Here is a 23,634-nt window from a genome sequence, read left to right as displayed (position 1 = left end):
TCGCCTCGCCTCCGTCGGCGAGCATCACCGCCAGGTCCACCGCGACGCGGCCGGGATCATGCCCGGTCCCGCGCGGCCGCAACCGGTGCAGGGCACCGCTGAAGGCGCTGGTCAGCGAGGTGGCGTCGGCCAGATCCGCGAGCAGGCGCGAGCCGGCGTGATTGACCACCCCCTGCCCGTCGGCGCTGACGACGAGCTTGGGCCGTGACCGGGTAGTGTGCACGCAGAAAGTGCCTTCCTGCTGGAACGACTGGGACCTTAGACAAGCCTCATCGTTGCAGCTCAGAAGGCACTTTCGCTTTTCCGATCATGATCCGGACGCGACCCCGGATGAAACGCGCAGGCTAGAGCTGCGTGAGGCCGCCGTCGACGAGCAGTTCCGCGCCGGTGGTGAAGGAGCTCTGGTCCCCGGCCAGGTAGAGGGCGGTGGCGGCGACCTCCTCGGGTCGGCCGACGCGACCGAGCGGGGTCGTGGCGACGGCCTGATCGACCTGGGGGGACGCGGCCCGCAGCTCGTCGGCGCCGGGGGTCGTGACCGGGCCCGGGGTGAGGGCGTTGACCCGGATGCCGCGACCGGCGAGTTCGGTGGCCCAGGTGCGGGCGAGGCTGCGGATCGCGGCCTTGGTCGCGGCGTAGACGCCCAGGCCCGGGACGCCGCGCAGGGCCGCGCTGGACGACAGCAGGATCACCGAGGCGCCGGCCGACAGCAGCGGGAGCGCCTTCTGCACGGTGAAGACCGTGCCCTTGAGGTTCACGGAGGTGGTGCGGTCGTACTCCTCCTCGGTGATCTCGCCGAGCGGGCCGAAGTCCCCGAGGCCCGCGTTGGCCACGACGATGTCGAGGCGGCCGCCGCGTTCGGTGATCTCGGCGAAGAGCCGGTCGAGGTCGTCGAGCTTCGACACGTCGCCCCGGACGCCGATGCCCCGGCTGCCGACCTGCTCGACGGCGGCCGCCAGTTCGGCCTCGCGGCGGCCGGTGAGGTAGACGGTCGCCCCCTCGGCGGCGAAGCGGCGGGCGATGGCCAGGCCGATGCCGGTGGAGGCGCCGGTGACGAGGGCGGTCTTGTTGTCCAGCTGTCCCATGAGATTCTCCGAATCTTGACGTAACTATTCTTGTTACATTTTTGGGCGCAAAAACCGGCGCAGAAAGCACTGCCACGGCCGAGGCTAGGCGGCCTTCAGCACATCGCGCAGCACATCCTCCAGCGTGGTTCCCGACAGCTCCCGGCGGAGGGTGGCCTCGATCCCGCCGTAGACGGCGGCCATCACCGGGGCGATGCCGTGGCCCACGACGCACTCGGGGTCGGGTGTGGCGGGGTGCAGGGCGAAGATCGGCCCTGGCTCCACCGCCCCGTAGACGTCGAGCAGGGTGATCGCCGACAGGTCCCGCGACAGCGTCCAGCCGGCCCCGGCACCCCTTCGCGAGTCGACCAGGCCCGCCTTGCGCAGCTGGGCCAGCAGGCGGCGGATCACCACGGGGTTGGTGTTGACGCTCGTCGCGATCTGCTCGGAGGTGGCGACCTCGTGACCACGGCGCTGGTACAGCCCGATCCAGGTCAGGGCGTGCGCGGCGACCGTCAACCTACTGTTCGCGCTCATGCCGCCCATCACCCCTTTCCATGTCGTAACTGTAATAGTTACATCGTCCGGCGGCAAGCCTCGGTGGGGTCGAGCAGGAGGTACTGGCCGGGCGCAGCGAACTCGTCCGGTTCAGGAGCGGCCACTCTCAACGGCGCACCGCCTGAAGAGCGGTGGGCCGTCTGCGAGCCCGGGTGAGCCGGCGGTACGCGAGATGGACCGCGAGGCCCAGCAGGGCCATGACGACGGACGCCACCAGTGCGACCACATCGAGCGCGTTCCGGCCCAGCGAGTTCCAGAATCCGATGCTCGAAGCAAGGGCGGCGACGTCCGTGTGCCGGGGGTCGTACACCACCGCCACGGTGTCGCGGGCCTTGACGGTGTCGGTGACGTAGGCGAGCCGGGTCTCGACGGACGCCCCCTCGGAGGTCGTGAACCGCACCCGACAGTGGGAGTTGCCCGCCGGGTTGTCCTGCGGCGCGCTCACCTCAGTGCACTCGGTGACGACCGCCGGCACGTGAACGCCGCGACTGCGGAGAGCCGACGTCACCCCCATGTCGTGCGGTATCAGGTAGACCAGGCTGAGGACGAACAGCAGGACCCCCAGGCCGATCATGGCGAGCGAACCGTTCCGCACGGTCCGGCCGTGGTCCGGCGCGTTCTCCATCGGTCCCCCCGGTGTCGGCCCAACTCCCCACGTGCGCTCACGCTACCCGCACCCACCGACACCGGCGGTGCGCCGGAACACCGGCTGCCGGCAGCAGGGCGCTCGCAGCCGCGCGACCTCTCCGATGCTCAACGGCACCGCTTCATCGACCTCATCGACGCGCATGCGCCCCACTGTCGACTCTCCCACGGTGGGAGAGCCGAGACGGGCACGGGCACCGGGCTCGTCAGGAGCCGGCCAGGATAAGGGGATCCGGTCACCCCGGTGGCAGTTCCGCCAAACAGCACACACCCGCTGTGAGCGGACTGGTACGTTCCGCGCATGGACTTCAACGCCGTTGCCAACTCGTTCGTGCCCCACTACTACAACACCTTCGACTCCGGCATCTCGGGTCGCTCGAACCTCAACAGCCTCTACCGACCCGAGTCGATGCTCACCTGGGAGAACGCCCAGGTCCAGGGGCAGCAGAACATCCTCGCGAAGCTGACGACGCCCGAACTGGCCACGGTCAAGCACAAGGTGAACACCACCGACGCACAGCCCGCCCCAGGCAACGGCGTACTGGTCACCGTCACGGGCAGCCTCGTCATCGACAACGCCTTCGACAAGCCCCTGCAGTTCGCCGAGACGTTCAACCTGCAGCCGATCCCCGGCCAGCCCGGCGGCTTCTTCGTCCACAACCAGATCTTCCGCCTCATCTTCGCCTGAGCCACCCAGGGTCCGGGGCTTGCCGTCGGCTTCCCGTTCGACAGGGCGAAGTCCCGGACCGGCGCCACGACTTGGAGGAAGGGTGCACCTGCGCGAGCTGCGGCCGGGCGACGCCCACGCCGTCCGCCGCATCTACAGCGGCAGGTCGGTCGCCGACCTGTGGTTCGGCCAGATGACCGCCGCCCAGGCCCACGACTACGTACGCGAAGCCCGGGAGGCCGACACCCGCCGGCCGCGCACCGCACGCGTCCTCGGCATCGACGTCCACGACGACCTGATCGGCGTCGTCCGGCTCCGCATCACCGGCCACACGGGCAGTCTCAGCTACATCCTGCGCGAGGACGCCTGGGGCCACGGCTACGCCACCACAGCGGTGCGCCGATTCCTCGCCCACCACCGCACCCCACGGGTCACCGCCGAGCACCGCGTCGGCAACCCCGCTTCGGGAAGGGTCCTGGTGAAGACCGGCTTCGTCGTGACCACCGTGACCGACGAGATCGTCCGCTACGAACTGGGCTAGCGGCTGCCCCGCCACCTCCGACTCCCCGGGGCCCGCGCCGGGCGTGACGCGGACCTTTGCCGTGTGTTTATATTGAACAATGGTTCAACCAAAAATCGGACACCACCCCCGTGCCCCGCACGCCTGAGGCCTCGGCGGCCGTCCGCGAAGCGACCCGCGCCAAGATCCGGCGCGCCGCCGTCCTGCTCATGGCCGAACAGGGCTACCGCGCCACCACCCTGCGCCAGGTCGCCACCCGGGCCGGCGTCGCCGACGGACTGCCCTCCCGCTACTTCGGCAGCAAGGACGGCCTGCTGATCGACATCGCCGACGGCTGGCGCGAACGGACCCGCGCGGCGCTCGCCGCCCAGCCGGCCGACAGCCCCGCCGCCACCCTGCAACTCCTGGTCCGCTCCGCCCTGCTGGGCCTGGACGCCGCCCCCGAGGAGGTCCAGGAGAGCCGGGCCGTCTCCGCCCTGCTCGCCGACCCCGAAGCCCGCGCCGTCCTGGTCGCCGCAGGCGCCGACCTCGCCTCCGCCGACCTCTTCCAGGCCCTGGACGAAGCCCTGGCGGCCTGCCGCGTCCCCGACCCCGCCGCTGCCCGCCTGCTCCTCCTCGCCGGCATCCGCGGCGGCCTCACCCTCTCCGCCGAGGACCCGGCCTTCCCGCTGCGCGACCTGGAAGCGGCCCTGCTCGCCCACATCCTGCCGACGGCCTGACCCCACCCCATGCTCCGAAAGGCCCCGCCATGACCGCCGAAACCGACATCCGCCCCTACCGCATCGCCGTCGAACAGCACCAGCTCGACGACCTGCGCGACCGCCTCGCCCGCACCCGCTGGCCCGACTCGCCACCCGCCGCCGACTGGGACTACGGCGTCCCGCTCCACTACCTCCAGGACCTGGCCGAGTACTGGCGGACCGGCTACGACTGGCGCGCGCACGAAGCCAGGCTCAACACCTTCCCGCAGTACACCACCACCCTCGACGGCGCCAACGTGCACTTCCTGCACGTCCGTTCACCCGAACCCGACGCCACCCCGCTGATCATCACGCACGGCTGGCCCGGCTCGGTGGCCGAATTCCTGGACATCCTGGGCCCGCTCACCGACCCCCGCGCCCACGGCGGCGACCCGCGCGACGCCTTCCACGTGGTCGCGCCCTCCATCCCGGGCTACGGCTTCTCCGGACCGACCGGCCAACTCGACTGGGACTACCGGCGTGTGGCACGCGCCTGGGCCGAACTGATGGACCGCCTCGGCTACCCGCGCTACGGCGCCCAGGGCGGCGACTGGGGCTCCGGCATCTCCCGCGAACTCGGCCTCGCCGCCCCCGCCCGGGTCATCGGCGTGCACGTCAACACCTCCCCCACCTTCCCCACCGGCGACCCGTCCACCCTCGACGCCCTCGACCGCGAACGGCTCGACACCTGGGCCCGCCACCAGGCCGAAACCTCCGGCTACACCGCCGTCCAGGCGACCCGCCCGCACACCGTCGGCTACGCGCTCACCGACTCACCGGTCGGCCAACTCGCCTGGATCGTCGAGAAGTTCCGCGAATGGACTGACTGCGACGGCGGCGTTCCCGAAGGTGCCGTGCCCCGGGACCACCTCCTCACCAACGTGATGCTGTACTGGCTGACCGCCACCGCCGGCTCCTCCGCGCGGCTGTACAAGGAGTCGGCCCGCAACGGCTGGACCGAGGCCGCCCCCTCCACCGTCCCCACCGGCATGGCCGTCTTCCCCCACGACATCACCCTGCCGGTCCGCGCCTTCGCCGAACGCATCGACAACATCGTGCACTGGACGGAGTTCGACCACGGCGGCCACTTCGCCGCCCTGGAACAGCCCGACCTGCTGGTGGCCGACATCCGGACCTTCTTCCGCGCCCTGGCGTGACGCCGGCCGCGGTTGGTCGGGACGTCGGGATCGGCGGTCGCGTGCAGCACGTACCGGCGTAGAGGTAGCTCTCGAAGATCTGCTCCGGCGTTCGGGACGCGGCCGCATCCCGGGACTCGGACAGGCCCGGCCTCCACTGGCACTGCCACGCGCGGGCGGGCAACAGGCGGCCCGATGACGCCGAGCGGCGGCCACCGGGTCGTGACAGCGTGTCGAGTGGCGGCGCACGGTCCGCAACGAGAGGGTGACCGACGCAGGACCTCACCCGAAGGAGCGAGAATGCCCGAAGTCACCACTCCGTACCCGACCGGCACCCCGTGCTGGGTCGATCTGATGGCGCAGGACCAGCAGGCGGCACTGGATTTCTACCGCGACCTGTTGGGCTGGCAGGGGCAGGTCGGCCCGGCCGAGTACGGCGGGTACGCGGTCTGCGAGCTGAACGGCAAGCCGTCGGCCGGGATCGGACCGGCGATGGCGCCGGAGGGGATGCCCACCCCGCCGACCGTGTGGACCAGCTACCTGTCCACCACCGACGCCCAGGCCACCCAGGACGCGATCGTCGGCGCGGGCGGCACCCTGCTCGTCCCGGCGATGGACGTCGGCGAGCTCGGCCGGATGCTGATCGCCGCCGACCCGCAGGGCGCGGTGTTCGGCGTCTGGCAGCCGGGCGAGTTCTTCGGCGCCCGGGTCGTCAACGAGAGTGGCGCGCTGATCTGGAACGAGCTGCACACCAGCGACCTGCCCGGCGCCACCGCCTTCTACGGCGAGGCGTTCGGCATCGAGATCGAGTCGGCGCAGGGCGCCGAGCAGTACTGGGAGCTGCGGGTCGGCGGCCGGGCCGTCGGCGGGGTCTCGCTGCTCGCCGACGACCCGCCCGGCACGCCCGCGCACTGGCTGACGTACTTCGCGGTGGACGACGTCGACTCCACCGTCGACGCCCTGGTCAAGCACGGCGGCACCGTCCTCGCCCCGCCGTTCGACATGGTGGCGGGCCGGATGTCGGTGGTGACCGACCCGCAGGGCGCGCCGTTCGCGGTGATCGCACCGAAACCGATGTAGGCGGCGCGGCCCACCGCGCGCGGTGTCGCGGTGGGCCGTCTCCGTACAACTCCCGTCCGTACGGGTCGCTCCGGCGCGACGGCCGGCGGCGGCCCGTCCGTCACCCCCGCTGCGCGCGGCCGACGGCGCTGAGCACCGCCCGTACGCCCGCCGTGAGCACCGAGCCGTCCCGCCCGGCGCCCCACACCACCTGTCCCCCGACCCGGGCCTCGACGTAGGCGACGGCGTCGGTACCGGAGCCGGCACCAGCGCCCGCACCCGCACCCGCACCGACGGCGTGCTCGCTGAAGTGCAGGATGTCGACCCGCAGCGCGTCGGCCACCGCGTCGAGCGGCCCGGCGCCCTCGCCGCGCCGGCCGTCCACCTCCGCCCAGTCGTCGCCGGCCTGCCACGGCCAGTCCGGCGCCGCGTCCAGGTACTCCGCGCGGAAGAGCCCGTACAGTCCCTCCGCCGTCACCTCCCGCCCGCTGTCGTCGGTGGCCTCCTGCACGACCCGGGAGAACTCGATCTGGAGCCGCCTCGGCAGTTCCAGCCCGTGCCCGGACTGGAGCAGGTAGGCGATGCCCCCCTTGCCGGACTGGCTGTTGACCCGGATGACCGCCTCGTAGTCGCGGCCGAGGTCGGCCGGGTCGATCGGCAGGTACGGCACCGACCAGGGCGCCTCGCGCGCCGGGACGCCGGACTCGGCCGCCACCTTGGCGTGGTGGGCGAAGCCCTTCTTGATGGCGTCCTGGTGGGTACCGGAGAAGGCGGTGTGCACCAGGTCCCCCGCGTAGGGGTGGCGCTCGTGCACGGGCAGCCGGTTGCAGTGCTCGACGGTGCGGCGGATCTCGTCGAGGTCGGAGAAGTCGAGCATCGGGTCGACGCCCTGGGTGTGCAGGTTGAGCGCCAGCGTCACCAGGTCGACGTTGCCCGTCCGCTCGCCGTTGCCGAACAGGCACCCCTCCACCCGCTGCGCGCCGGCCAGCACGGCCAGTTCGGCGCAGGCGACGCCCGTCCCCCGGTCGTTGTGCGGGTGGACGGAGAGGATCACCGACTCGCGGCGCTCCAGGTGCCGGTGCAGGTACTCGATCTGGTCGGCGTAGACGTTGGGGGTGGCGATCTCGACGGTGGCGGGCAGGTTGTGGACGACGGGCCGGTCGGGGTCGGCGTCCCACAGTTCGGTGAGCCCGTTGCAGACCTCCAGGACGTAGTCCGGTTCGGTCAGGTTGAACACCTCGGGCGAGAACTGGAAGCGCACCCCGGGCCGGCCGTCGGCCCGCCGTGCCAGGTGGGTGGCGGCCTCGGTGATCAGCGCCCGCAGTTCGTGCCGGTCGCGCCCGAGGACGACCTCGCGCCAGAGCGGGGCGGTGGCGGTGTAGAGGTGGACGACGACGCGGGGCAGGCCTTCGACGGCCTCGAAGGTGCGGTCGATCAGGTCGGCGCGCGCCGCCGTGAAGACGACGACGGTGACGTCCTCGGGCACCGCGCCGGGCACGGTGGCCAGTTGCCGGACGAAGTCGAAGTCGGTGCGGCTGGCGGAGGGGTAGCCGACCTCGATCTCCTTGAAGCCCATGGCCAGGAGCAGGTCGAACATCCGCTGTTTGCGTGCCGGGTCCATGGGTTCGGCCAGTGCCTGGTTGCCGTCGCGCAGGTCGACGGGGACCCACAGCGGGGCGTGGTCGATCCGTCGGCCGGGCCAGCGCCGCATCAGCGCGGGGACGTGCACGCGCTCGTGGGCGGGCCGGTAGCGGTGGGAGGGCATGGCACCCGGGCGCTGCGGGTTCCAGGCGGGCGCGGTGACCGGGACGGGGCCGGCGGGGGTACGCAGGGTCGGGAATCGCATGATGAGTCCTTACGGAGGTACCGGTGGACCGGCAGGACGGCGCCCCGCAGCGGGGTGCCGGTCCGGTCACGCCCCGCTGCGGCCACCAAGAAGAAGGCCACCCAGAGGGAGACTCCACGGCTGCATGCCGGGTAGACTAACCACGAACCAAGTCCTCAGACAAGCTGACAGGTGAACGCGAATGTCCCCGCTCGGCCCCCTCCACCGCTCCCCCCTCGTCGACCAGGCCACCCGACGCCTGGAGGAGCAGATCACCGCCGGACACTGGCCGGTGGGCGGGAAACTGCCGGGCGAGGTCGCCCTGGCGAAGGAGCTGGGCGTCGGCCGCTCGACCGTCCGGGAGGCGCTGCGCGCGCTGGCCGGCGCCGGGATGGTGCAGAGCCGGCAGGGGTCGGGCGTGTTCGTGACGGCGGACCGGCCCGCCCTGGACTGGCCGACCCGGCTGCGCCGGGCGGAGCTGGCGCACGTCTACGAGGTGCGCACCATGGTCGAGGTGCAGGCGGCCCGACTGGCCGCCGCGCGCCGCACGGAGACGGACCTCACCGCCGTGGACACGGCGCTGGCCACCCGGCTGGCGGCGGGCGGCGCGGACGACGCGGCCTTCGTGGATGCCGACATCGCGCTGCACACCGCCGTGGTGGCAGCCGCGCACAACCCGGTGCTGGACGACCTGTTCGCCCAGTTCGCGCCGGTCCTGAGGGAGCACCTGGTGGACCTGGTGGGGGTGCTGGGGCTGCGCAGCGGGGACCCGAACCACGGCTACGCGTCGCACGCGGACCTCGTCGGGGCACTGCACCGGGGCGATCCCGAGGAGGCCGGGCGGGTGCTGGCGGCCGAGCTGGAGGCCACCCGGTCGCGCCTGCTGGCCGACTGAGCGGAGCGGGCAGAGCGGGCGGAGCGGGCACCGGGGCCACCGACCGACCGGTCGGGCGAATATCCGGAGCGCGGACACACAGTTTTCACACGGCGGCCACCCGGCCGCCCGCTCCGATGGCCGACGCCTCGTCAACCCGCTCCGAACTGGGATGCTTCGAGCACGCACGATCAACCGTCAGATGACATTGTGTCCGGAGCGTGTGTGACCACGGCCCAGGCAGCGAACGCACTTTCACTCCAATCACACGGTATGACTAGTATCGCCTCGTCAAGCCCGTGCCCCGGACGGCCGCCCCGCTCAGGCCGGCCGCCATCCCCAAGGAGACTGCTCTGCGCGCGCGTGCGAATCGGCGGCCCCCGACGCCGAAGGCCCCCCGCAGGCGTCCGCGCCTGTCACTGCGGACGGCGCTGCTCGTCCTCGCCGTCGTCCCCAGCATCGCCCTGGCCGCCCTGTGGGCGGTCACCAGCGGCGAGACCGTCTTCGACTTCCAGCGCCAGGCCGCCCAGGGCCTGCTCGCCCAGAAGGCCGGCCAGCCGTCCAACATCGTCTACTACAGCCTCCAGGAAGAACGCCGGCTCAGCGCCGAGACGCTCGCCCGGCCCGGCGGCAACACCGACCAGCTGCGCCGCCAGCGCCAGCAGACCGACGACGCGGTCCGCCAGTTCCAGGTCCTCTCCGGCGAGACCGCCGACAGCGCCCCCGAAGAGGTCCGCACCGCCGTCACCGAGGCCCGCCAGGCGATGGGCAAGCTCGCCGAGCAGCGCACCGCCGTCGACCACGGCTCGATCGACCAGCAGGCCCTCTACGCGTACTACACCGACCTGATCGCCGTCGACCTGCGGCTGTTCACCGCACTCAGCCGCGTCGACGCCGGCGAGGTCACCTGGGTCTCCAAGACCCTGGTGAACACCTTCTGGGCCAAGGAGATGCTCGCCCGCGAGGACGCCATCCTGGCCCGCGGCTGGCCCACCGGGCGACTCTCCGCCGCCGACTACCAGCAGGTGCAGCAGGCCGTCGGAGCGCAGGAACACCTCTTCACCGTCCAGGTCCTCCCGTACATCCCGGACGGCGAGGCCGCCGCCTGGCACGACCTGATGAACAGCCCCGCCTGGCAGGCCAAGGCCGCCGTCGAGCAGTCGCTCACCAAGCCCACCGCCGCCGAGGCCAACGGCACCGTCAAGCTCCCCGCCGCCCAGGACCAGTGGCGCCAGGCCCTCGACCAGCTCAACCCGCAGCTGGTCAAGGCCATCGAGACCCGCACCAGCGCCATCGTCGACGTCGGCAAGGGCACCATCCTCTCCCTCCTCACCAAGGTCGTCCTGACCACCGTCATCGGCCTGATCACCGTCGTCGCGGTGATCATCGCCTCCTGGCGGCTCAGCCGCTCGCTGCGCCGGCGCATCAAGGAACTCCAGACCCAGGCCGAGGAGATGGAGCGCACCCTCCCCGAGGTCGTCGAACGCCTCGGCCGCGGCGAGCAGGTCGACGTCGAGACCGACAGCCGCACCATCACCGCCGGCCCGCACGGCAACGGCACCGACGAACTCGCCCGCCTCGGCCAGGCCCTCAACCTGGCCCGCGCCTCCGCCGTCGAGGCCGCCGTCAAGCAGGCCGAGCAGCACCGCGGCTTCGAGCGGCTGCTCCAGCGCATCGCCCGCCGCACCCAGCTGCTGATCGGCCGCCAGCTGCGCAAGCTCGACGAGCTGGAGCGCAAGCACGAGGACCCGGAGGTCCTGGAGGGCCTGTTCGACCTCGACCACCTCACCGCCCGCCTGCGCCGCTACGAGGAGAACCTCGTCATCATGGCCGGCGGCCAGCCGCAGCGGCGCTGGCGCAAGCCCGTCCCGCTGCTGGACGTGCTGCGCGCCGCGCAGGGCGAGGTGCAGGACTACCGCCGGATCATGATCGACGTCGAGGGCCACCCGTGGCTGTCCGAGCGGGCCGTCGGCCCGGTCGCGCACGTGCTCGCCGAGTTGATGGAGAACGCCACCACCTTCTCCAAGCCACCCACCCCGGTCGAGGTCCGGGCCGCCATGGTCGGCCGCGGACTCGCCGTCGAGATCGAGGACCGCGGCCTCGGCATGGACCCCGAGCAGTACGACGCCGCCAACGAACTGATGAGCCGCCCGCCCCGCACCGACGTGCTCGCCCGGGCGGACGACGTCCGCCTCGGCTTCTACGTCATCGCCCGGCTGGCCGCGCACAACGGGCTCAAGATCGAGTTCCGGCCGTCCGCCTTCGGCGGCACCCGGGTCGTCGTGCTCGTCCCCGACGAGCTCGTCATCGACGGCGACGCCGGACTCCCCGACGCCGCCCCCGTCGAACCGATCCCGCTCGTGCGGCGCTCCCGCAAGGCGCTGCTCACCGCCTCCAACGAGGCCCCGGAGCCGGAGCCGGCGGGGCCGCCGGTCGCGCCCGTGGACTCCTTCCCGCCGGGAGAGTCCTTCGCGCCGGCCGAGCCCCTCCCACCGGTGGAGGCCTTCGCCGCGGCCGGGTCCTTCCCCCCGGTGGAGGCGTTCGGGCAGGTCCAGCACGTGGAGCAGCCCGGGTACGTCGCACCGCTCGGGTACGCGGAACCGCCCGGGCAGACCCAGCAGCTCCCACACGACCCGCTGACCGCCCCCGTCCAGGCCTTCGGGCACGTCGAGTACGTCCACCAGCCCGAGGCCGCGCCCACCGCCGAGCCCGCGCCGTTCCCCGCCCCGTACGCCGAGCAGCCGATCGAGCACAGCTCGCCGGCCGCCGACGCCCCGGTCGACCAGCTGCCCTCGCACGACGTGCCCGCCTACCCGGACATCGCCTACGCCCGGGTCACCGACGCCGAGGCCCCGTACGCCGACGAGCAGTACCGCCCGGCCGACCACTACCGGCTGGCCGAACGGCGCCGGCGCCGCGAGTACGCCTCCGCGGTGCCGCTCAGCCCCAGCGAGACCGAGCAGCCCCCGCTGCCCCAGCGCGTCCGGCAGGCCAGCCTGGCCGCCGAACTGCGCGTCCCGCCGGCGCCCCGCCCGCAGTGGGCCGAGCCCGCCGCCGAACCCGCCGCCCCGGCCACCGAGCCCGCCGGCGGCCCCTTCCAGCGCCCGGCGAAGCGTTCCGGTGCGACGATCGGCGCCTTCCAGCGCCAGTCCCGTGCCGCCCGCGCCCAGGACAGCGGCGAGCACCCGCTGCCCGGGGCCGTGACCCCACCGGCTCCCCCCACCGCCCCCGCCGGCTCCCCGACGCCCGCGCCCGGCCCCTCCCCCTGGGCCCTGCCGGCCGCGGACCCCCGAACCACACGAACGGATGACCAGTCATGAACCGAACGATCGCCACCCACCAGGACCTGGACTGGCTGCTGGACGGACTCGTCGACTCGGTGCCCGGGACCAGGAACGCCGTCCTGCTCTCCGACGACGGCCTGGTCGTCAGCCACTCCCGCACCATCGAACGGGCCGACGCCGAGCGCCTCGCCGCCGTCGCCACCGGCCAGCAGAGCCTGGCCCGCGGCGTCGGCCAGCTCTTCGACGGCGGGGCCGTCCACCAGGTGATCGTCGAACTCGCCGAGTGCTGGCTGTTCATCATCGCCGCCGCCCGGGGCACCCACCTGGCCGTCGTCGCCTCCCAGGAGGTCGACGCCGAGGTCATGTCGGTCGCCATGCACACCCTGGTGCAGCAGGTCGGCCAGAAGATGACCACCCCGGTGCGTGCCGAGGCCGGCGCCGCCTCCCCCGCCGGCTTCGACGCCTTCGCCGCCCGGAACCGGAGCTGACACCGGTGGGCCCGTACGGGAGCGGAAACGGGAGCGGGCAGCGCGGCGGGGTCCCGCACTGGAGCGAACTGCCGGACGAGGACGCCGAGGACGAGTCGGGCGCCATGGTGCGCCCGTACACCATCACCCGCGGCCGCACCGCGCCCGAGCGCGACGACCTCACCCTGATCACCGTGCTCACCACCGTCGAGGACGAGGCCGCCCGGGCCCTGGCGCGGGGCAGCCGCGCCGGTGCCCGCGGCCTCCAGCCCGAGCACCGGATGATCCTCGACCACTGCCGGCGGCCCGCCGCCGTCGCCGAGGTGTCGGCCGGCCTGGACCTCCCGGTCTCGGTCACCAAGATCCTGCTGGGCGACCTGGTCGCCCAGGGCCTGCTGCGGGCCCGGGCACCGCTCTCGGTGGCCCGGGCCGCCGGAGGCGTGGACCTCGGCCTGCTCACGGCCGTTCGCGAAGGACTCCGGAGACTCTGAACCATGGCAACACCCCACCCCAGCAGTGCCGCTGACGCCGGCGTCGCCACCGCGCCGGCCGCCGTCAAGATCCTCATCGCGGGCGGCTTCGGCGTCGGCAAGACCACCCTCGTCGGCTCCGTCAGCGAGGTCGCCCCGCTGCGCACCGAGGAGTACCTGACCCGGGCCAGCGTCGGCGTGGACGACCTGTCCGGCGTCGACCAGAAGGACACCACCACCGTCGCCCTCGACTTCGGCCGGATCACCGTCAACCCGGACCTCGTCGTCTACCTGTTCGGCACCCCCGGGCAGGAACGCTTCTGGTTCATGTGGAACGACCTCGTCAACGGCGCCCTCGGCGGCATCGTCATCGCCGACACCCGCCGGCTCGACACCAGCTTCGCCTCCATCGACTTCTTCGAGAGCCGGGGCATCCCCTTCGTCGTCGCCATCAACTGCTTCCACAGCCACAACACCCGCACCCCCGACGAGATCCGCGCCGCCCTCGACCTGGACCCGCAGGTGCCGATGCTCCTCGGCGACGTCCGCGAACGCGCCTTCGGACGCGACCTGCTGCTCGCCCTGGTCGACCACCTGATGGACCTCTCCGCCGCCCCCGTCGGCTGAACGTCGGCTGAACCACCTCCCTTCCCCAGGAGCTACCCCATGACCTCACCCCTGCGCGTCCTCGTCCACGGCGGCGGCATCGGCGGGCTCACCCTCGCCACCGCCCTCGCCGAGCGCGGCCACCACGTCGACGTCGCCGAACTCCGCGACCAGCTGGAAGCCCTCGGCGTCGGCATCATCCAGCCCTCCAACGCCCTCCACGTGATGCGCGAGATAGGCGTCCTCGACGACTGCCTCGCCGCCGGCTTCGAGTGGGAGGTGCTGACCATCTGCGACCCGACCGGTGCCACCCTCGCCAAGATCCCGCAGCCCCGGATGGGCGACGCCCCCTCCAACAACGGCATCCCCCGCCCCGCCCTCGCCCAGGTGCTCGCCACCGCCGCCACCCGGGCCGGCGCCACCCTGCACTTCGGCACCACCATCGCCGACCTCGCCGAGGACGCCGACGGCGTCGACGCCACCCTCACCGACGGGCACCGCGGCCGCTACGACCTCGTCGTCGGCTTCGACGGCATCGGCTCCCCGCTGCGCAAGCGCCTCTACGGGGAGAAGTACGCGCCCGAGTACACCGGCTTCGCCAACTGGCGCGTCACCCTGCCGCGTTCGCCCGAGGTCCAGGGCGTGGTGATGTCCACCGGCAACCTCAAGGCCAAGGCGCTGCTCACCCCGATCACCGACGACCTCATGTACCTGGGCTCGGTGTTCGCCGAGGCCGAGGACTTCCGGCCCGACCCCGGGCACGCCCACGAGCAGCTCGCCGAGCGCCTGGCCGGCTTCGGCGGCCCGATCGCCGAGGCCCTCGCCCAGGTCACCGACCCGTCCGCCGTGGTCTACTCGCGGATCTCCCAGGTCAGCGTCGAGGAGCCCTGGCACGTCGGCCGGATCGCGCTCGCCGGCGACGCCGCCCACGCCTCCACCCCGCACCTCGCCCAGGGCGCCGCGATGGCCGTCGAGGACGCCCTCGTCCTCGCCCAGAGCCTGGACGCCGCCGAGGCCGTCCCCGCCGCGCTCGCCGCCTGGGAGGAGCGCCGCCGGCCCCGCGCCATGTGGGTCCAGGCGCTCTCCCGGGCCGTCCTCAAGCAGGAGACCGGCACGCCCACCACCCCGGAGGAGGACGAACTCCTCAAGGTCGGCATCCCCGGCGCCGCCCACGTGCTCGTCCAGCCGTACTGACCGCTGTCCCGCCTGCTGCGCGAAGCCGCGCAGCAGGCGGGCGGGCGGCCGGCCAGCTCTCGCGTCGGCTCGCGCGGCAGCTCACGCGTCGGCTCACGCGTCGGCGAGCTCGTGCCGCCGCTGCCACACCGCCGCCGAGACCCGGGCCAGCAGCCGGGCCGCCGGGTCCGTGCGGTCCTCGCCCGAGGCCAGCGGGCCGCTGTAGCAGACCGCGATCAGGTAGGGCGGGCAGTCCTGCGGGTGGACCAGGCCCACGCTGTGCCGGGCGCCGGGCACCCAGCCGTTCTTGAAGGCGATCCGGGTGCCCGGCGGCAGGCCCGCCGCCAGGTCCACCCGGAACGCGTTGCGCTCCAGCAGCGCCAGCAACTCCGGCTCCCCGCCCAGGGAGTGCAGCAGCCGCACCAGGTCCCGCGCGCTCACCAGGTTGTGCACCCCGGCGTCGCGCGCCGCGTAGTCCTCGATCCCGCGCGGGCTCGCGCTGCGCGTCGCCCCTGCCCGCCGCCACGCCTCGGCCACCGCCGCCCGGTCGACCCGGGCCAGGCACAGGTTGGTGGCCAGGTTGGAGGAGTGCGTGATCATCCGTTCGGCGAGCAGCCGCAGCGGCACGTGCGTGCCCAGCAGCTCCCACGGCAGCGGATCGCTGTCCCAGTCGGGATCGTTGCCGAACTCCCCGCCCACCACGGACTCGAACCGGTTCACCACCGGCACCTCGGCATCGAGATCCGCCCCGCCACGGGCGAGCGCCGCCAACACCGCGACCTTCATCGTGCTCGCGGCATCGTGCAGTTCGTCCGGCGCCCGCACGAACACCGGCTCCGCCTCGCCCGCCCAGGGGGCCACCACCACAGAGAGCATGGCCGCAGCCTAGGGCAGCCTTCGGCTGGTCAGGAAGGGCTGCCCACGGCTGCTCGGCACTGTTGAGGGCTGCTCAGGACTGCTTGGCGCAGGTGCGGTCCTTGTCCGGCAGCCGGCCGGTGGCCAGGTAGGTGTTCACCGAGTCGTCGACGCAGGCGTTGCCGTAGACGCCGAAGCTGGTGTGCTGGAAGGCGCCTTCGAGGGTGACCAGCCGGGAGCTGGGCAGCATGCCGTGCAGGGCCACACTGCCCCGGTACGGGGTGCGCGGGTCGTTGCTGGCGGCCACGATCAGCGCCGCGGTGTCGCGCCGGACCCGGGTCGGCTCCTCGCGCGGCGCGTCCCAGAACGCGCACGGGGTGATGTTCTCGGTCATCGGGCTGAACAGCGGGTGGGCGGCCCGGCCGCGCTCGATGTCGCGCCAGTACTGCTCCGGGTCGCGCGGGGCGGCCACGTCCCCGCACAGGATGGCGGTCTGCACGCTGCCGGTGGCCGAACCCGCGCTGGTGAACGTCCCCCGCAGGAGGGCGGCGAAGCCGGGCGACACCCGGGTGGGCCGCCCGTCCGCGGCCCCGGCGAGGACGGACAGCTGCTCGGCGAGGCCCGCCCGCGCCGGGGCGAGGTCGCTCGCGATCCCGGCGAACACCAGGGAGGGCACCTGGCTGCCGTCGAGCCGGAAGACGTCGGGGGCGGTACCGACGGTGAGCGGCTCCCGCTCGGCCGCCGCGACGACGCGGTCGATCGTGGCGCGCACCTGCGCGCGGGTGTCGCCGAGGCCGTAGTCGGCGTGGTGCGCGGCCGCCCAGTCGGCCCAGCCGTCGAGCGCCCGCTCGTGCTCGTTCTCGGTGCCCCGCATCAGCCGGGGGTTGTAGCCGCGCGGGTCGATCGCCCCGTCGAGGACCACCCGGTCGTAGCGGCCGGGGAACAGCTGGGTGTAGGCCGTGCCCAGGTAGGTGCCGTACGAGTAGCCCAGGTAGGAGATCTTCCGTTCGCCGAGCGCGGCCCGGACGACGTCCAGGTCGCGGGCCGTGTTCCGGGTCGTGACGTGCGGCAGCACCGAGCCGTTGGTGGCGCGGCACCGGTCGGCCACGCTCCTGGCCCACGCCGTCTGGCGGTCGAAGACCGCCCGGTCGGCGCCGGCCGAGGGCAGGACGGGGCCGTTGGACAGGCCGCAGTCCAGCGGGGTGCTGCGGCCGACGAAGCGCGGGTCCATGCCGATCACGTCGTAGCGGGCGCCGGTCTCCTTCATCGCCCCGCGCACCAGTACGGAGTTGGCGAGGCCCGGCCCGCCGGGGCCGCCGAAGTTGAGCAGGAGGGAGCCGATCCGGTGCCGGGTGTCGGTGGCCTTGAGCCGGGAGATCGCGACGGTGATCGTCCGCCCCCGGGGGTCGCTGTAGTCGAGCGGCACGGTCACGTCCGCGCAGCGCGCACCCGCGCTCTCCAGGCCGCGGCCCACCTCGTCGTCGGGGCCCAGGACGCAGCTGCGCCAGTCGAGGCGCTGGTGGTGGTAGCGGTCGAGTCCGGCTCCGGCGCTCGCGGGGCCGCCGTCACGCTCGGCGGCGGCGGTGGCGGCGGGCGCCGTGGCGAGGCAGGCGGTGAGGGCGAGGCCCGCGGCCGCGACGCGGCGCAGGGCCTTGGGGGTGGTCATGCGGTCTCCTGACGATGACGGGTGCGGGTGCGGATGCGCAGGAAGTCGGTCAGGCCGACTTCCTGCGCGCCAGCCTTCCAGCGCACCCGGCGCCGGATCATCGCCCTGGGACACGAACTGTCGGTACGTCAGGAGCAGTAGCCCCGCTGCCCGGCGTACCACCCGGGCAGTAACCGGACCCCGGGGCCGGAGCGTGCCCGGGTCAGCCGCTCGGGCGCGGGGACGGCAGGGCCGCGGAGCCCGCCACGAGGGGCCATTCGCGGTGGAACGGCGGCAGCGGGTACGTGCCCTCGATGACCGGGGTGCCGAAGACCTTGAGGTGGGCGAGCAGCGAGCCGGTCAGGTCGACGCCGCCGACCAGCGACCAACTCCCTTGGGCCTGCGGCGGGTTGCCGGAGGAGTCGGCGGTCAGCGAGCCCTCGGCCCGAGCCCGCAGGTAGGGGGCGACGGTGGTCTGGACGCCGACGGTGTCGTAGAGGCCGACGGAGACCTCGGCGCCGAGCGCGGCCCGCACCCCGGCCTTGCCGGTGAGGCGCACCCGGACCGGGGAGACCTTGGTGTCGGCGTCGGTGGTCGGGGTCCAGCCCTTGCCGCCGGTGTAGTCGGCGCGGACGGCCCAGGTGCCGGTGGCCTCCTGTTCGGCCTCCAGGTGGACCTGGCCGTCGGCGCCGACCTCCAGGTAGCAGGTGAGCTTCAGGTTGACCACGACGGGCAGTCCGGCGACGGTGAGCACCGGGCTGGCCTGCAACGTGGCGAAGGGCAGCCGGACGGGCGCGGCGCCGGTGCTGCGCGCGACGTCGCCGGTGACCTTCCACTGGGCGTGGGCGCCGAGGTCGAAGCCGATCGAGGCCGTGCGCGGGCTGCCGGCGGCGGCGCCGTGGTAGGCGAAGTGGACGGCGGGGTGCAGTTGGAGGGAGCCGGAGGCGTCCACGCTCGCGCCGTCGGGCAGCGGGACGGGGGCCTTGACGTCGACCTCCAGGGTGCCGGAGGCGTCGGCCTTCACACCGCCGCCGTCCGCACCGACGACGGCCTTGAGGTCCTTGACCAGCGGGGTGACGGTGATGCCGTGCGGGTCGACGGGCACCTGGCCGTCGGCCTCGGTGCCGCCGAGGAGTTCGGCGAGGGTGGCGGGGCGGGTGGTCAGGTTGAGGCTGGCGCCCGCGCCGGGGCGGACGCCGGTGACGGCGACCAGCGCGCCCTGGGGCGCGGCGGCGGTGGGCGGGCTGGCGATGAGCTGCCCGGGCTGAACGGCGGGGGCGGGGGTCGGCGTCGCGCCGGCGGTCGCGGTGGGCCCGGCGGCCGGCGGCACCGAGAGGACGGCCGTGCCGCCCGCCGGGTCGTACGCGGTGAGCTGGAGGTTCTGCCCGGCGGGGGTGGCCGCGCCGCCGTCCTTGGCGGGGGCGGCGACGGCGGCCTGCCGGTCGCCGACCGGTGCGGCGGTGACCGGCGCAGGGGCGGCACCTGCGGCACCGGCCGGCCGTGCGGTGGCAGCGGCGGTGGTCGGGGCGGCGGCGGCCCGGGCGCGGGGGGTGCCGGCGGCCGGGGCTGTCGGGGCCTGGCCGCCGCCGGCGGACGCGGTCGTGGTCGTGGTCGTGCCGGTGGTGACGGCCGCTTCGGTGGTGCCGGCGGCGGCCTGCGGAGTGCCGGAGGTGGTCGGCCCGCAGGCGGCGACCCCGGCGAGGGCGAGGGTGAGGAGGGCGGGGCCGACGGCCCTGCCTATGGAGCTTTTGAACACGCGGCGTCATGTTACTGACGGGGAATAAGTTTGTCGAAGACAGGCCAAGCAGGGTAAAAGGCGCAGGTCAGACCAGTCGGGCCACGGGCAGCGGAGCTCCCGGCAGCGGGCCGACCGCGGCGTCCGCCGCCAACGCGGCCAGGTACCGGGAGCGGGGCACCGGCTCGGCGCCGAGGCTGCGGATGTGCGGACCGTCCCACTGGGCGTCGAGCAGCCGACCGCCGGCCGCGCCGAAGCGCACCCCGAGGTCGGCGACGGCGACGCGGGCGGCGTCGGGGCGGCGGTGGAACATCGAGTCGAGGCTGAGGACGGGCCCGGCGGCGACGCCGAACACCCCGCCGATCAGCTCCTCGCCCTCCCACACCTCGCCGCTGTGGGCGGCCCCGAGCGCATGCAGCCGCTCCAGTGCGGACCGCAACTCGCCGGTCAGCCAGGCCGGTTGGCGGCCCTCGGCGCAGCGGGCCACTACCTCGCCGAAGGCCCGGTCGGCGCTGGTCCACCACTGCGGCCGGTGGCGCAGCCGCCGGGCGAGGCGGCTGCCGAGCCGGACGCCGTCGGGCGGCAGGACGGGCCGGGGGTCGGGCGACCACCAGGCCAGCGCGTACGGGTCGTCCCCGCCGGGCAGCAGCGCCACCTCGCCCGCCTCGACGGCCTGTTCGTAGCGCGCCTCGTTGTAGGCGCCGGCGTACTCGTCCGCCGCGGGCATCGGGAACAGGCCGCGACGGTACGCCGCCAGCAGGTCCGACGCGCCCAGGCCTGCGCCGAACGCCACCGGCCCGTCCCCGGGCCCGCGTTGGACGTCCAGCCCGTCGAAGGGGCTCACGCCGGCGGCCCGAGGAAGCCCTCCGCCGCCAGCCGCCCCAGGTAGTGGTCGAGCAGGCCGGCGTCCACGGCGGGCAGGTCGATGCCGCTGCCGGCGAGCGCGGCGTCGGTGTTGGCGCGGTCGAACAGCGGGAAGACGGGCCGGAAGTACAGCTCGCTGATCGACAGCGCCGACCCGGGAGCGCGGTCGACGAACAGCGGGACGAACGGCGTGATGGGGTGGGCGGGGTGCCCGGCGGCGAACCGGACCAGGCCCTGCACCCAGTCACGGTAAGGGAGTTCGGCGATCGGGCGGCCTCGGGCCCGGAGCCGTTCGGCGAGATCGGCGAGATCGGCCGGGCGCGGCGAGGTGAGGTGGTAGACCTCGCCGTCGGCGGGGGCGTGGGCGGCGATGTGGGCGACGGCGCGCGCGAAGCGGTCGGCCGGGACGAAGTCGAGCGGCAGCAGCACGTCCGGGCAGGTGCCGCTGTCCGCCAGGTACGCGATGAGCGCGCAGATCTCGGTGCCGGTGTTCATCACGCCGGTGGCGAGGTCCCCGGTGACGTCGTTGGTGCGCAGCACGGTGACCGGGAGACCGGCGGCGGCCGCCTCGTGCAGCAGCTGTTCGGCGACCCACTTGCTCTCGACGTAGCCGACGCCGAGCCGGTCGGGGTGGGCGAGCGGGGTCCGTTCGGTGACCTCGCGGACGCCGGCCGCGCCGAAGCCGGCCAGCACGGCGAGGGTGGACAGGTAGTGCACGGGTACGCCCCGGCTGTGCCCGGCGAGGCGGATGATCTCGCGGGTGCCGCCGACGTTGGGCGCGCGCAGCTGGTGGTACGGGTAGAGGAAGTTGACCTGCCCGCCGAGGTGGTGGACGGCGTCCAGACTCCCGGCCAGCCCGTCGAACTGACGCTGCGTCAGCCCTAGCCGGGGTGCGGCGAGGTCGCCGACCAGGGGCACCACCCGGCTGTCGGTGAGGTCGTGGCGCAGGAAGCGCTGCTGGGCGGCGCGCAGGCGTTCCAGCGCGTGCTCCTCGTCGGGGGCGCGGACCAGGCAGTGGATCCGGGCCCCGGTGGTGGCGAGCAGGGCATGCAGCAGGTGGGCGCCGCAGAAGCCGGTGGCACCGGTGAGCAGGATCTCGGCGGGTTCGGCCCGGCTGGGCGCCGGGCTCCAGGACTGCTGGACGGGGTGGGCGAGCCGGGCTTCGGCGGCCCAGTCGACGGCGGCCTCGCCGGAGCCGGAGCCGGAGCCGGGGTCGGTTCCGTCGACGCGGGCGGTGCGCGCGGCTCCGTCGACGCGGGCGGCCTGGACGGCGGTCGCGAAGGCGCGCAGGGTGGCGTCGCGCAGCAGGGCGCGGGTGAGGGCGCGGACGCGGGTGACGTCGAGGCCGAGCACGATCCGGGCGCGGGCGAGCATCTCCATGGCCAGCAGGGAGTTGCCGCCGAGGGCGAAGAAGTCGTCGGCGGGCCCGACCTCCTCGACGCCGAGCAGTTCGGCCCACAGCCGGCCGATGGCGTCCTCGACGGCTCCCCCGCCGCCCGCCGCCCCGGTGCCGCCCGGGCCGGCCCGGCCCGGGGTGCGCGGCTCGGCGTGCGGCAGCCGGCGGCGGTCGACCTTTCCGGCCGGGGTGAGCGGCATGCGGTCCAGCGCCACGAAGGCGGCCGGGAGCATGTACTCCGGCAGTCGTTCGGCCAGGTAGGCGCGGAGCCGGTCGCGGCGGACCCCGGCTTCCGCACCGGCGTCGGCGTGGTCGGCGAGCGTGTAGTAGGCGGTGAGCGCGCGGCCCCCGTCGGGGTCGTCGCCGTCGGCGGCGACGCGGGCCTGCCGGACGTCGGGGTGGGCGGCGAGGGCGGCCTCGATCTCGGCGGGGTCGACGCGGTGGCCGAGCACCTTCACCTGGTCGTCGAAGCGGCCGAGGATCTCCAGCTGCCCGTCGGCCCGCCAGCGCCCGGCGTCGCCGGTGCGGTACATCCGCTCGCCGGGCACCGGCGCGTACGGGTCGGGGACGAAGGCCTCGGCGGTCGCCACGGGGGCGCGCCAGTAGCCCCGGGCGAGGCCGGGCCCGCCGAGGTGGATCTCGCCCCTCTCGCCGGGCCGTACGGGGGACAGCCGGGCGTCCAGGACGTGCACCCGCACGCCGGGCAGCGGGCGGCCGATCGGCACCGGCGCGGCCGGGCCGCCCGGGCCGGCGGCGTCCAGCAGGGCGGGGGTGACCTCGCAGAGCGTGGAGGTGACGGCGGCCTCGGTGACCCCGTAGGCGTTGACCAGCCGGACGCCGGGCAGCCGGTCCAGGCAGCTGCGGCAGTCGTCGGCGTGCACGACGTCCCCGCCGACGACGACCAGCCGCAGCCCCTCCGGGCCGGGCCCGCCGGGCGGGAGCAGCGTGAGCACGTGGTGCCAGTAGGCGGGGGTGAGGTCGGCGACGGCGAGGCCGAGTCCGCGCATCCGGTGGACGAGTTCAGTGGGCGCCCAGGTGCGGCCGCCGCCGAGGACGAGGGTGGCCCCGGCGAGCAGGGTCGCGAAGACCTGCTCCAGTGCGGTGTCGAAGCCGAGCGCGGCGAGTTGCAGGACGCGTTCGCCGGGGGCGAGGCCGTAGGCGTGGACGACCCGGTCGAGGGTGAACACCAGGGCGCGGTGGGTGACGGGGACGCCCTTGGGGGTGCCGGTGGTGCCGGAGGTGTAGATCAGGTAGGCGAGGTCGTCGGGCCCGGCGCCGTCGGGCCCGCCCGCGCCGCCTAACCCGGCGAGGACCGGCTCACCGCCGCCGTCCGGCCCGTCCTCCGCGTCCACCGGCACCGGCTCGACGCCCGGCAGCGCCCCGCCCTCGGTGACCGCCACCCGCGCCCCGCTGTCCTCGACCAGCCGGGCCAGCCGCCGCGCCGGGTACGCCGGATCCAGCGGCAGCAACGCCGCGCCCGCCTTCAGCACGCCGAGCCAGGCGACGACCAGGCCCGCGCCGCGTTCGAGGCAGACCGGCACCACCTGCTCGGGGCCGGCCCCGCGCGCCCGCAGCGCCCTGGCCAGGCGGTCGCTGCGCCGGTCCAGCTCGCGGTAGCTCAGCGTGGCGTCGTCGGCGACGACGGCGACCGCGTCCGGGTGCTGCGCGGCGCGGGAGCGCAGCAGTCCGGGCACGGTGCCGCCGTCGCCCTCGGCCCGCCCGCGGCCGCGCTCCCCGGGGGAGCCGAGCCCGGGGAAGCCGAGCCGGGGCGGGCGCCATTCGCGGGCCACGTGGGCCCGGCAGTCGTCGCGGCCGGCCGGCCCGTACACCAGGTGCCAGCCACCCGGCACGGTCAAGTCTCCGGGCCAGATCGCGTACTGACCGCTGTCGTTGCGAACCACGGCGTGACGCCCGGAGTTCACATCCGTTCGTACGCCCTGTGCGCTGTCTGCTGCGTCGTCCACCGGCTTGACCTCGTGCTGTGGCGGCAGTTTCCTGGGAGGTGCGACATTTCCGACTATACGCACTCAGGGCACAGGACGAACGTCCGACCG

Annotated in this window: 20 protein-coding genes and 1 pseudogene; 11 read left to right on the top strand and 10 right to left on the bottom strand. The window is 74.2% G+C overall.

All coding sequences use genetic code 11. From position 1 onward, the window contains the following. From AB0O19_RS31425 to AB0O19_RS31410, 4 genes and pseudogenes are all read right to left on the bottom strand, one after another. A pseudogene (locus AB0O19_RS31425) lies at positions 1–286 on the bottom strand (hypothetical protein); the annotation flags it as partial. Between the two features lie 58 nt (positions 287–344). Continuing rightward, on the bottom strand, positions 345–1,082 hold the full coding sequence (locus AB0O19_RS31420) for an SDR family oxidoreductase (RefSeq protein WP_363624450.1): 738 nt from the start codon (positions 1,080–1,082) through the stop codon (positions 345–347). A gap of 84 nt (positions 1,083–1,166) precedes the next feature. Beyond that, entirely contained in the window at positions 1,167–1,598 is a 432-nt protein-coding gene (locus tag AB0O19_RS31415; RefSeq protein WP_363624448.1) for an Rrf2 family transcriptional regulator, read from the bottom strand. 127 nt (positions 1,599–1,725) lie between these two features. Then, positions 1,726–2,244, bottom strand: a complete 519-nt coding sequence (locus AB0O19_RS31410) for a DUF3592 domain-containing protein (RefSeq protein ID WP_363624447.1) — start codon at positions 2,242–2,244, stop codon at positions 1,726–1,728. 321 nt (positions 2,245–2,565) lie between these two features. On the opposite strand from AB0O19_RS31410, the gene AB0O19_RS31405 reads away from it, so the two are divergent. The 5 genes from AB0O19_RS31405 (at position 2,566) to AB0O19_RS31385 (ending at position 6,407) form a co-directional block, all read left to right on the top strand. Further along, positions 2,566–2,952 (top strand): nuclear transport factor 2 family protein, encoded by a 387-nt coding sequence (locus tag AB0O19_RS31405; RefSeq protein WP_363624446.1) that lies wholly within the window; start codon positions 2,566–2,568, stop codon positions 2,950–2,952. An 82-nt stretch (positions 2,953–3,034) separates the two neighbouring features. Continuing rightward, positions 3,035–3,472: a GNAT family N-acetyltransferase gene (locus AB0O19_RS31400; RefSeq protein ID WP_363624444.1), complete on the top strand. Its 438-nt coding sequence runs from the start codon at positions 3,035–3,037 to the stop codon at positions 3,470–3,472. Between the two features lie 110 nt (positions 3,473–3,582). Continuing rightward, positions 3,583–4,170 (top strand): TetR family transcriptional regulator, encoded by a 588-nt coding sequence (locus AB0O19_RS31395; RefSeq protein ID WP_363624442.1) that lies wholly within the window; start codon positions 3,583–3,585, stop codon positions 4,168–4,170. A gap of 29 nt (positions 4,171–4,199) precedes the next feature. Next, positions 4,200–5,348: an epoxide hydrolase family protein gene (locus AB0O19_RS31390; RefSeq protein WP_363624441.1), complete on the top strand. Its 1,149-nt coding sequence runs from the start codon at positions 4,200–4,202 to the stop codon at positions 5,346–5,348. A gap of 279 nt (positions 5,349–5,627) precedes the next feature. After that, complete coding sequence (locus tag AB0O19_RS31385; protein ID WP_363624440.1) at positions 5,628–6,407, top strand: VOC family protein; 780 nt, start codon at positions 5,628–5,630, stop codon at positions 6,405–6,407. A gap of 100 nt (positions 6,408–6,507) precedes the next feature. On the opposite strand, the gene AB0O19_RS31380 is transcribed toward AB0O19_RS31385, so the two are convergent. Beyond that, positions 6,508–8,232 carry a 2-isopropylmalate synthase gene (locus AB0O19_RS31380; protein ID WP_363624438.1) on the bottom strand — a complete coding sequence of 575 codons (1,725 nt, stop codon included), beginning with the start codon at positions 8,230–8,232 and terminating at the stop codon, positions 6,508–6,510. 181 nt (positions 8,233–8,413) lie between these two features. Between AB0O19_RS31380 and AB0O19_RS31375 the strand changes: the two genes are divergently transcribed. The 6 genes from AB0O19_RS31375 to AB0O19_RS31350 all read left to right on the top strand — a co-directional run bounded on the left by AB0O19_RS31375 (position 8,414) and on the right by AB0O19_RS31350 (position 15,106). Then, positions 8,414–9,106, top strand: coding sequence for an FCD domain-containing protein (locus AB0O19_RS31375; RefSeq protein WP_363624436.1), 693 nt, complete (start codon positions 8,414–8,416; stop codon positions 9,104–9,106). Positions 9,107–9,384: 278 nt separating this feature from the next. Then, on the top strand, positions 9,385–12,405 hold the full coding sequence (locus AB0O19_RS31370) for a nitrate- and nitrite sensing domain-containing protein (RefSeq protein ID WP_363624434.1): 3,021 nt from the start codon (positions 9,385–9,387) through the stop codon (positions 12,403–12,405). After that, complete coding sequence (locus AB0O19_RS31365) at positions 12,402–12,857, top strand: roadblock/LC7 domain-containing protein (protein WP_363579618.1); 456 nt, start codon at positions 12,402–12,404, stop codon at positions 12,855–12,857. The genes AB0O19_RS31370 and AB0O19_RS31365 overlap by 4 nt, the downstream gene beginning before the upstream one ends. Positions 12,858–12,961: 104 nt before the next feature. Further along, positions 12,962–13,327 carry a DUF742 domain-containing protein gene (locus tag AB0O19_RS31360; protein ID WP_350883136.1) on the top strand — a complete coding sequence of 122 codons (366 nt, stop codon included), beginning with the start codon at positions 12,962–12,964 and terminating at the stop codon, positions 13,325–13,327. Between the two features lie 3 nt (positions 13,328–13,330). Continuing rightward, complete coding sequence (locus AB0O19_RS31355; protein WP_363579619.1) at positions 13,331–13,933, top strand: ATP/GTP-binding protein; 603 nt, start codon at positions 13,331–13,333, stop codon at positions 13,931–13,933. Between the two features lie 39 nt (positions 13,934–13,972). Beyond that, on the top strand, positions 13,973–15,106 hold the full coding sequence (locus tag AB0O19_RS31350) for an FAD-dependent monooxygenase (protein ID WP_363624432.1): 1,134 nt from the start codon (positions 13,973–13,975) through the stop codon (positions 15,104–15,106). 93 nt (positions 15,107–15,199) lie between these two features. Here AB0O19_RS31350 and AB0O19_RS31345 read toward each other — a convergent pair whose 3' ends face one another. From AB0O19_RS31345 to AB0O19_RS31325, 5 genes are all read right to left on the bottom strand, one after another. Beyond that, a complete protein-coding gene (locus AB0O19_RS31345; protein WP_363624430.1) occupies positions 15,200–15,961 on the bottom strand; it encodes a serine hydrolase in 762 nt (253 codons plus the stop codon). Positions 15,962–16,034: 73 nt separating this feature from the next. Then, positions 16,035–17,606, bottom strand: a complete 1,572-nt coding sequence (locus AB0O19_RS31340; protein WP_363624428.1) for an alpha/beta hydrolase — start codon at positions 17,604–17,606, stop codon at positions 16,035–16,037. 202 nt (positions 17,607–17,808) lie between these two features. Continuing rightward, complete coding sequence (locus AB0O19_RS31335) at positions 17,809–19,341, bottom strand: hypothetical protein (RefSeq protein ID WP_363624426.1); 1,533 nt, start codon at positions 19,339–19,341, stop codon at positions 17,809–17,811. Between the two features lie 67 nt (positions 19,342–19,408). Beyond that, entirely contained in the window at positions 19,409–20,164 is a 756-nt protein-coding gene (locus AB0O19_RS31330) for a leucyl/phenylalanyl-tRNA--protein transferase (protein WP_363624424.1), read from the bottom strand. Then, positions 20,161–23,502: an amino acid adenylation domain-containing protein gene (locus AB0O19_RS31325; protein WP_363624458.1), complete on the bottom strand. Its 3,342-nt coding sequence runs from the start codon at positions 23,500–23,502 to the stop codon at positions 20,161–20,163. Before AB0O19_RS31325 ends, AB0O19_RS31330 begins: the two co-directional genes overlap by 4 nt. Between the last annotated feature and the right edge of the window lie 132 nt (positions 23,503–23,634).

The sequence above is a fragment of the Kitasatospora sp. NPDC091276 genome, from assembly GCF_040684355.1.
Lineage (GTDB): Bacteria > Actinomycetota > Actinomycetes > Streptomycetales > Streptomycetaceae > Kitasatospora.
This window is presented reverse-complemented; position numbering and strand designations above follow the sequence as displayed.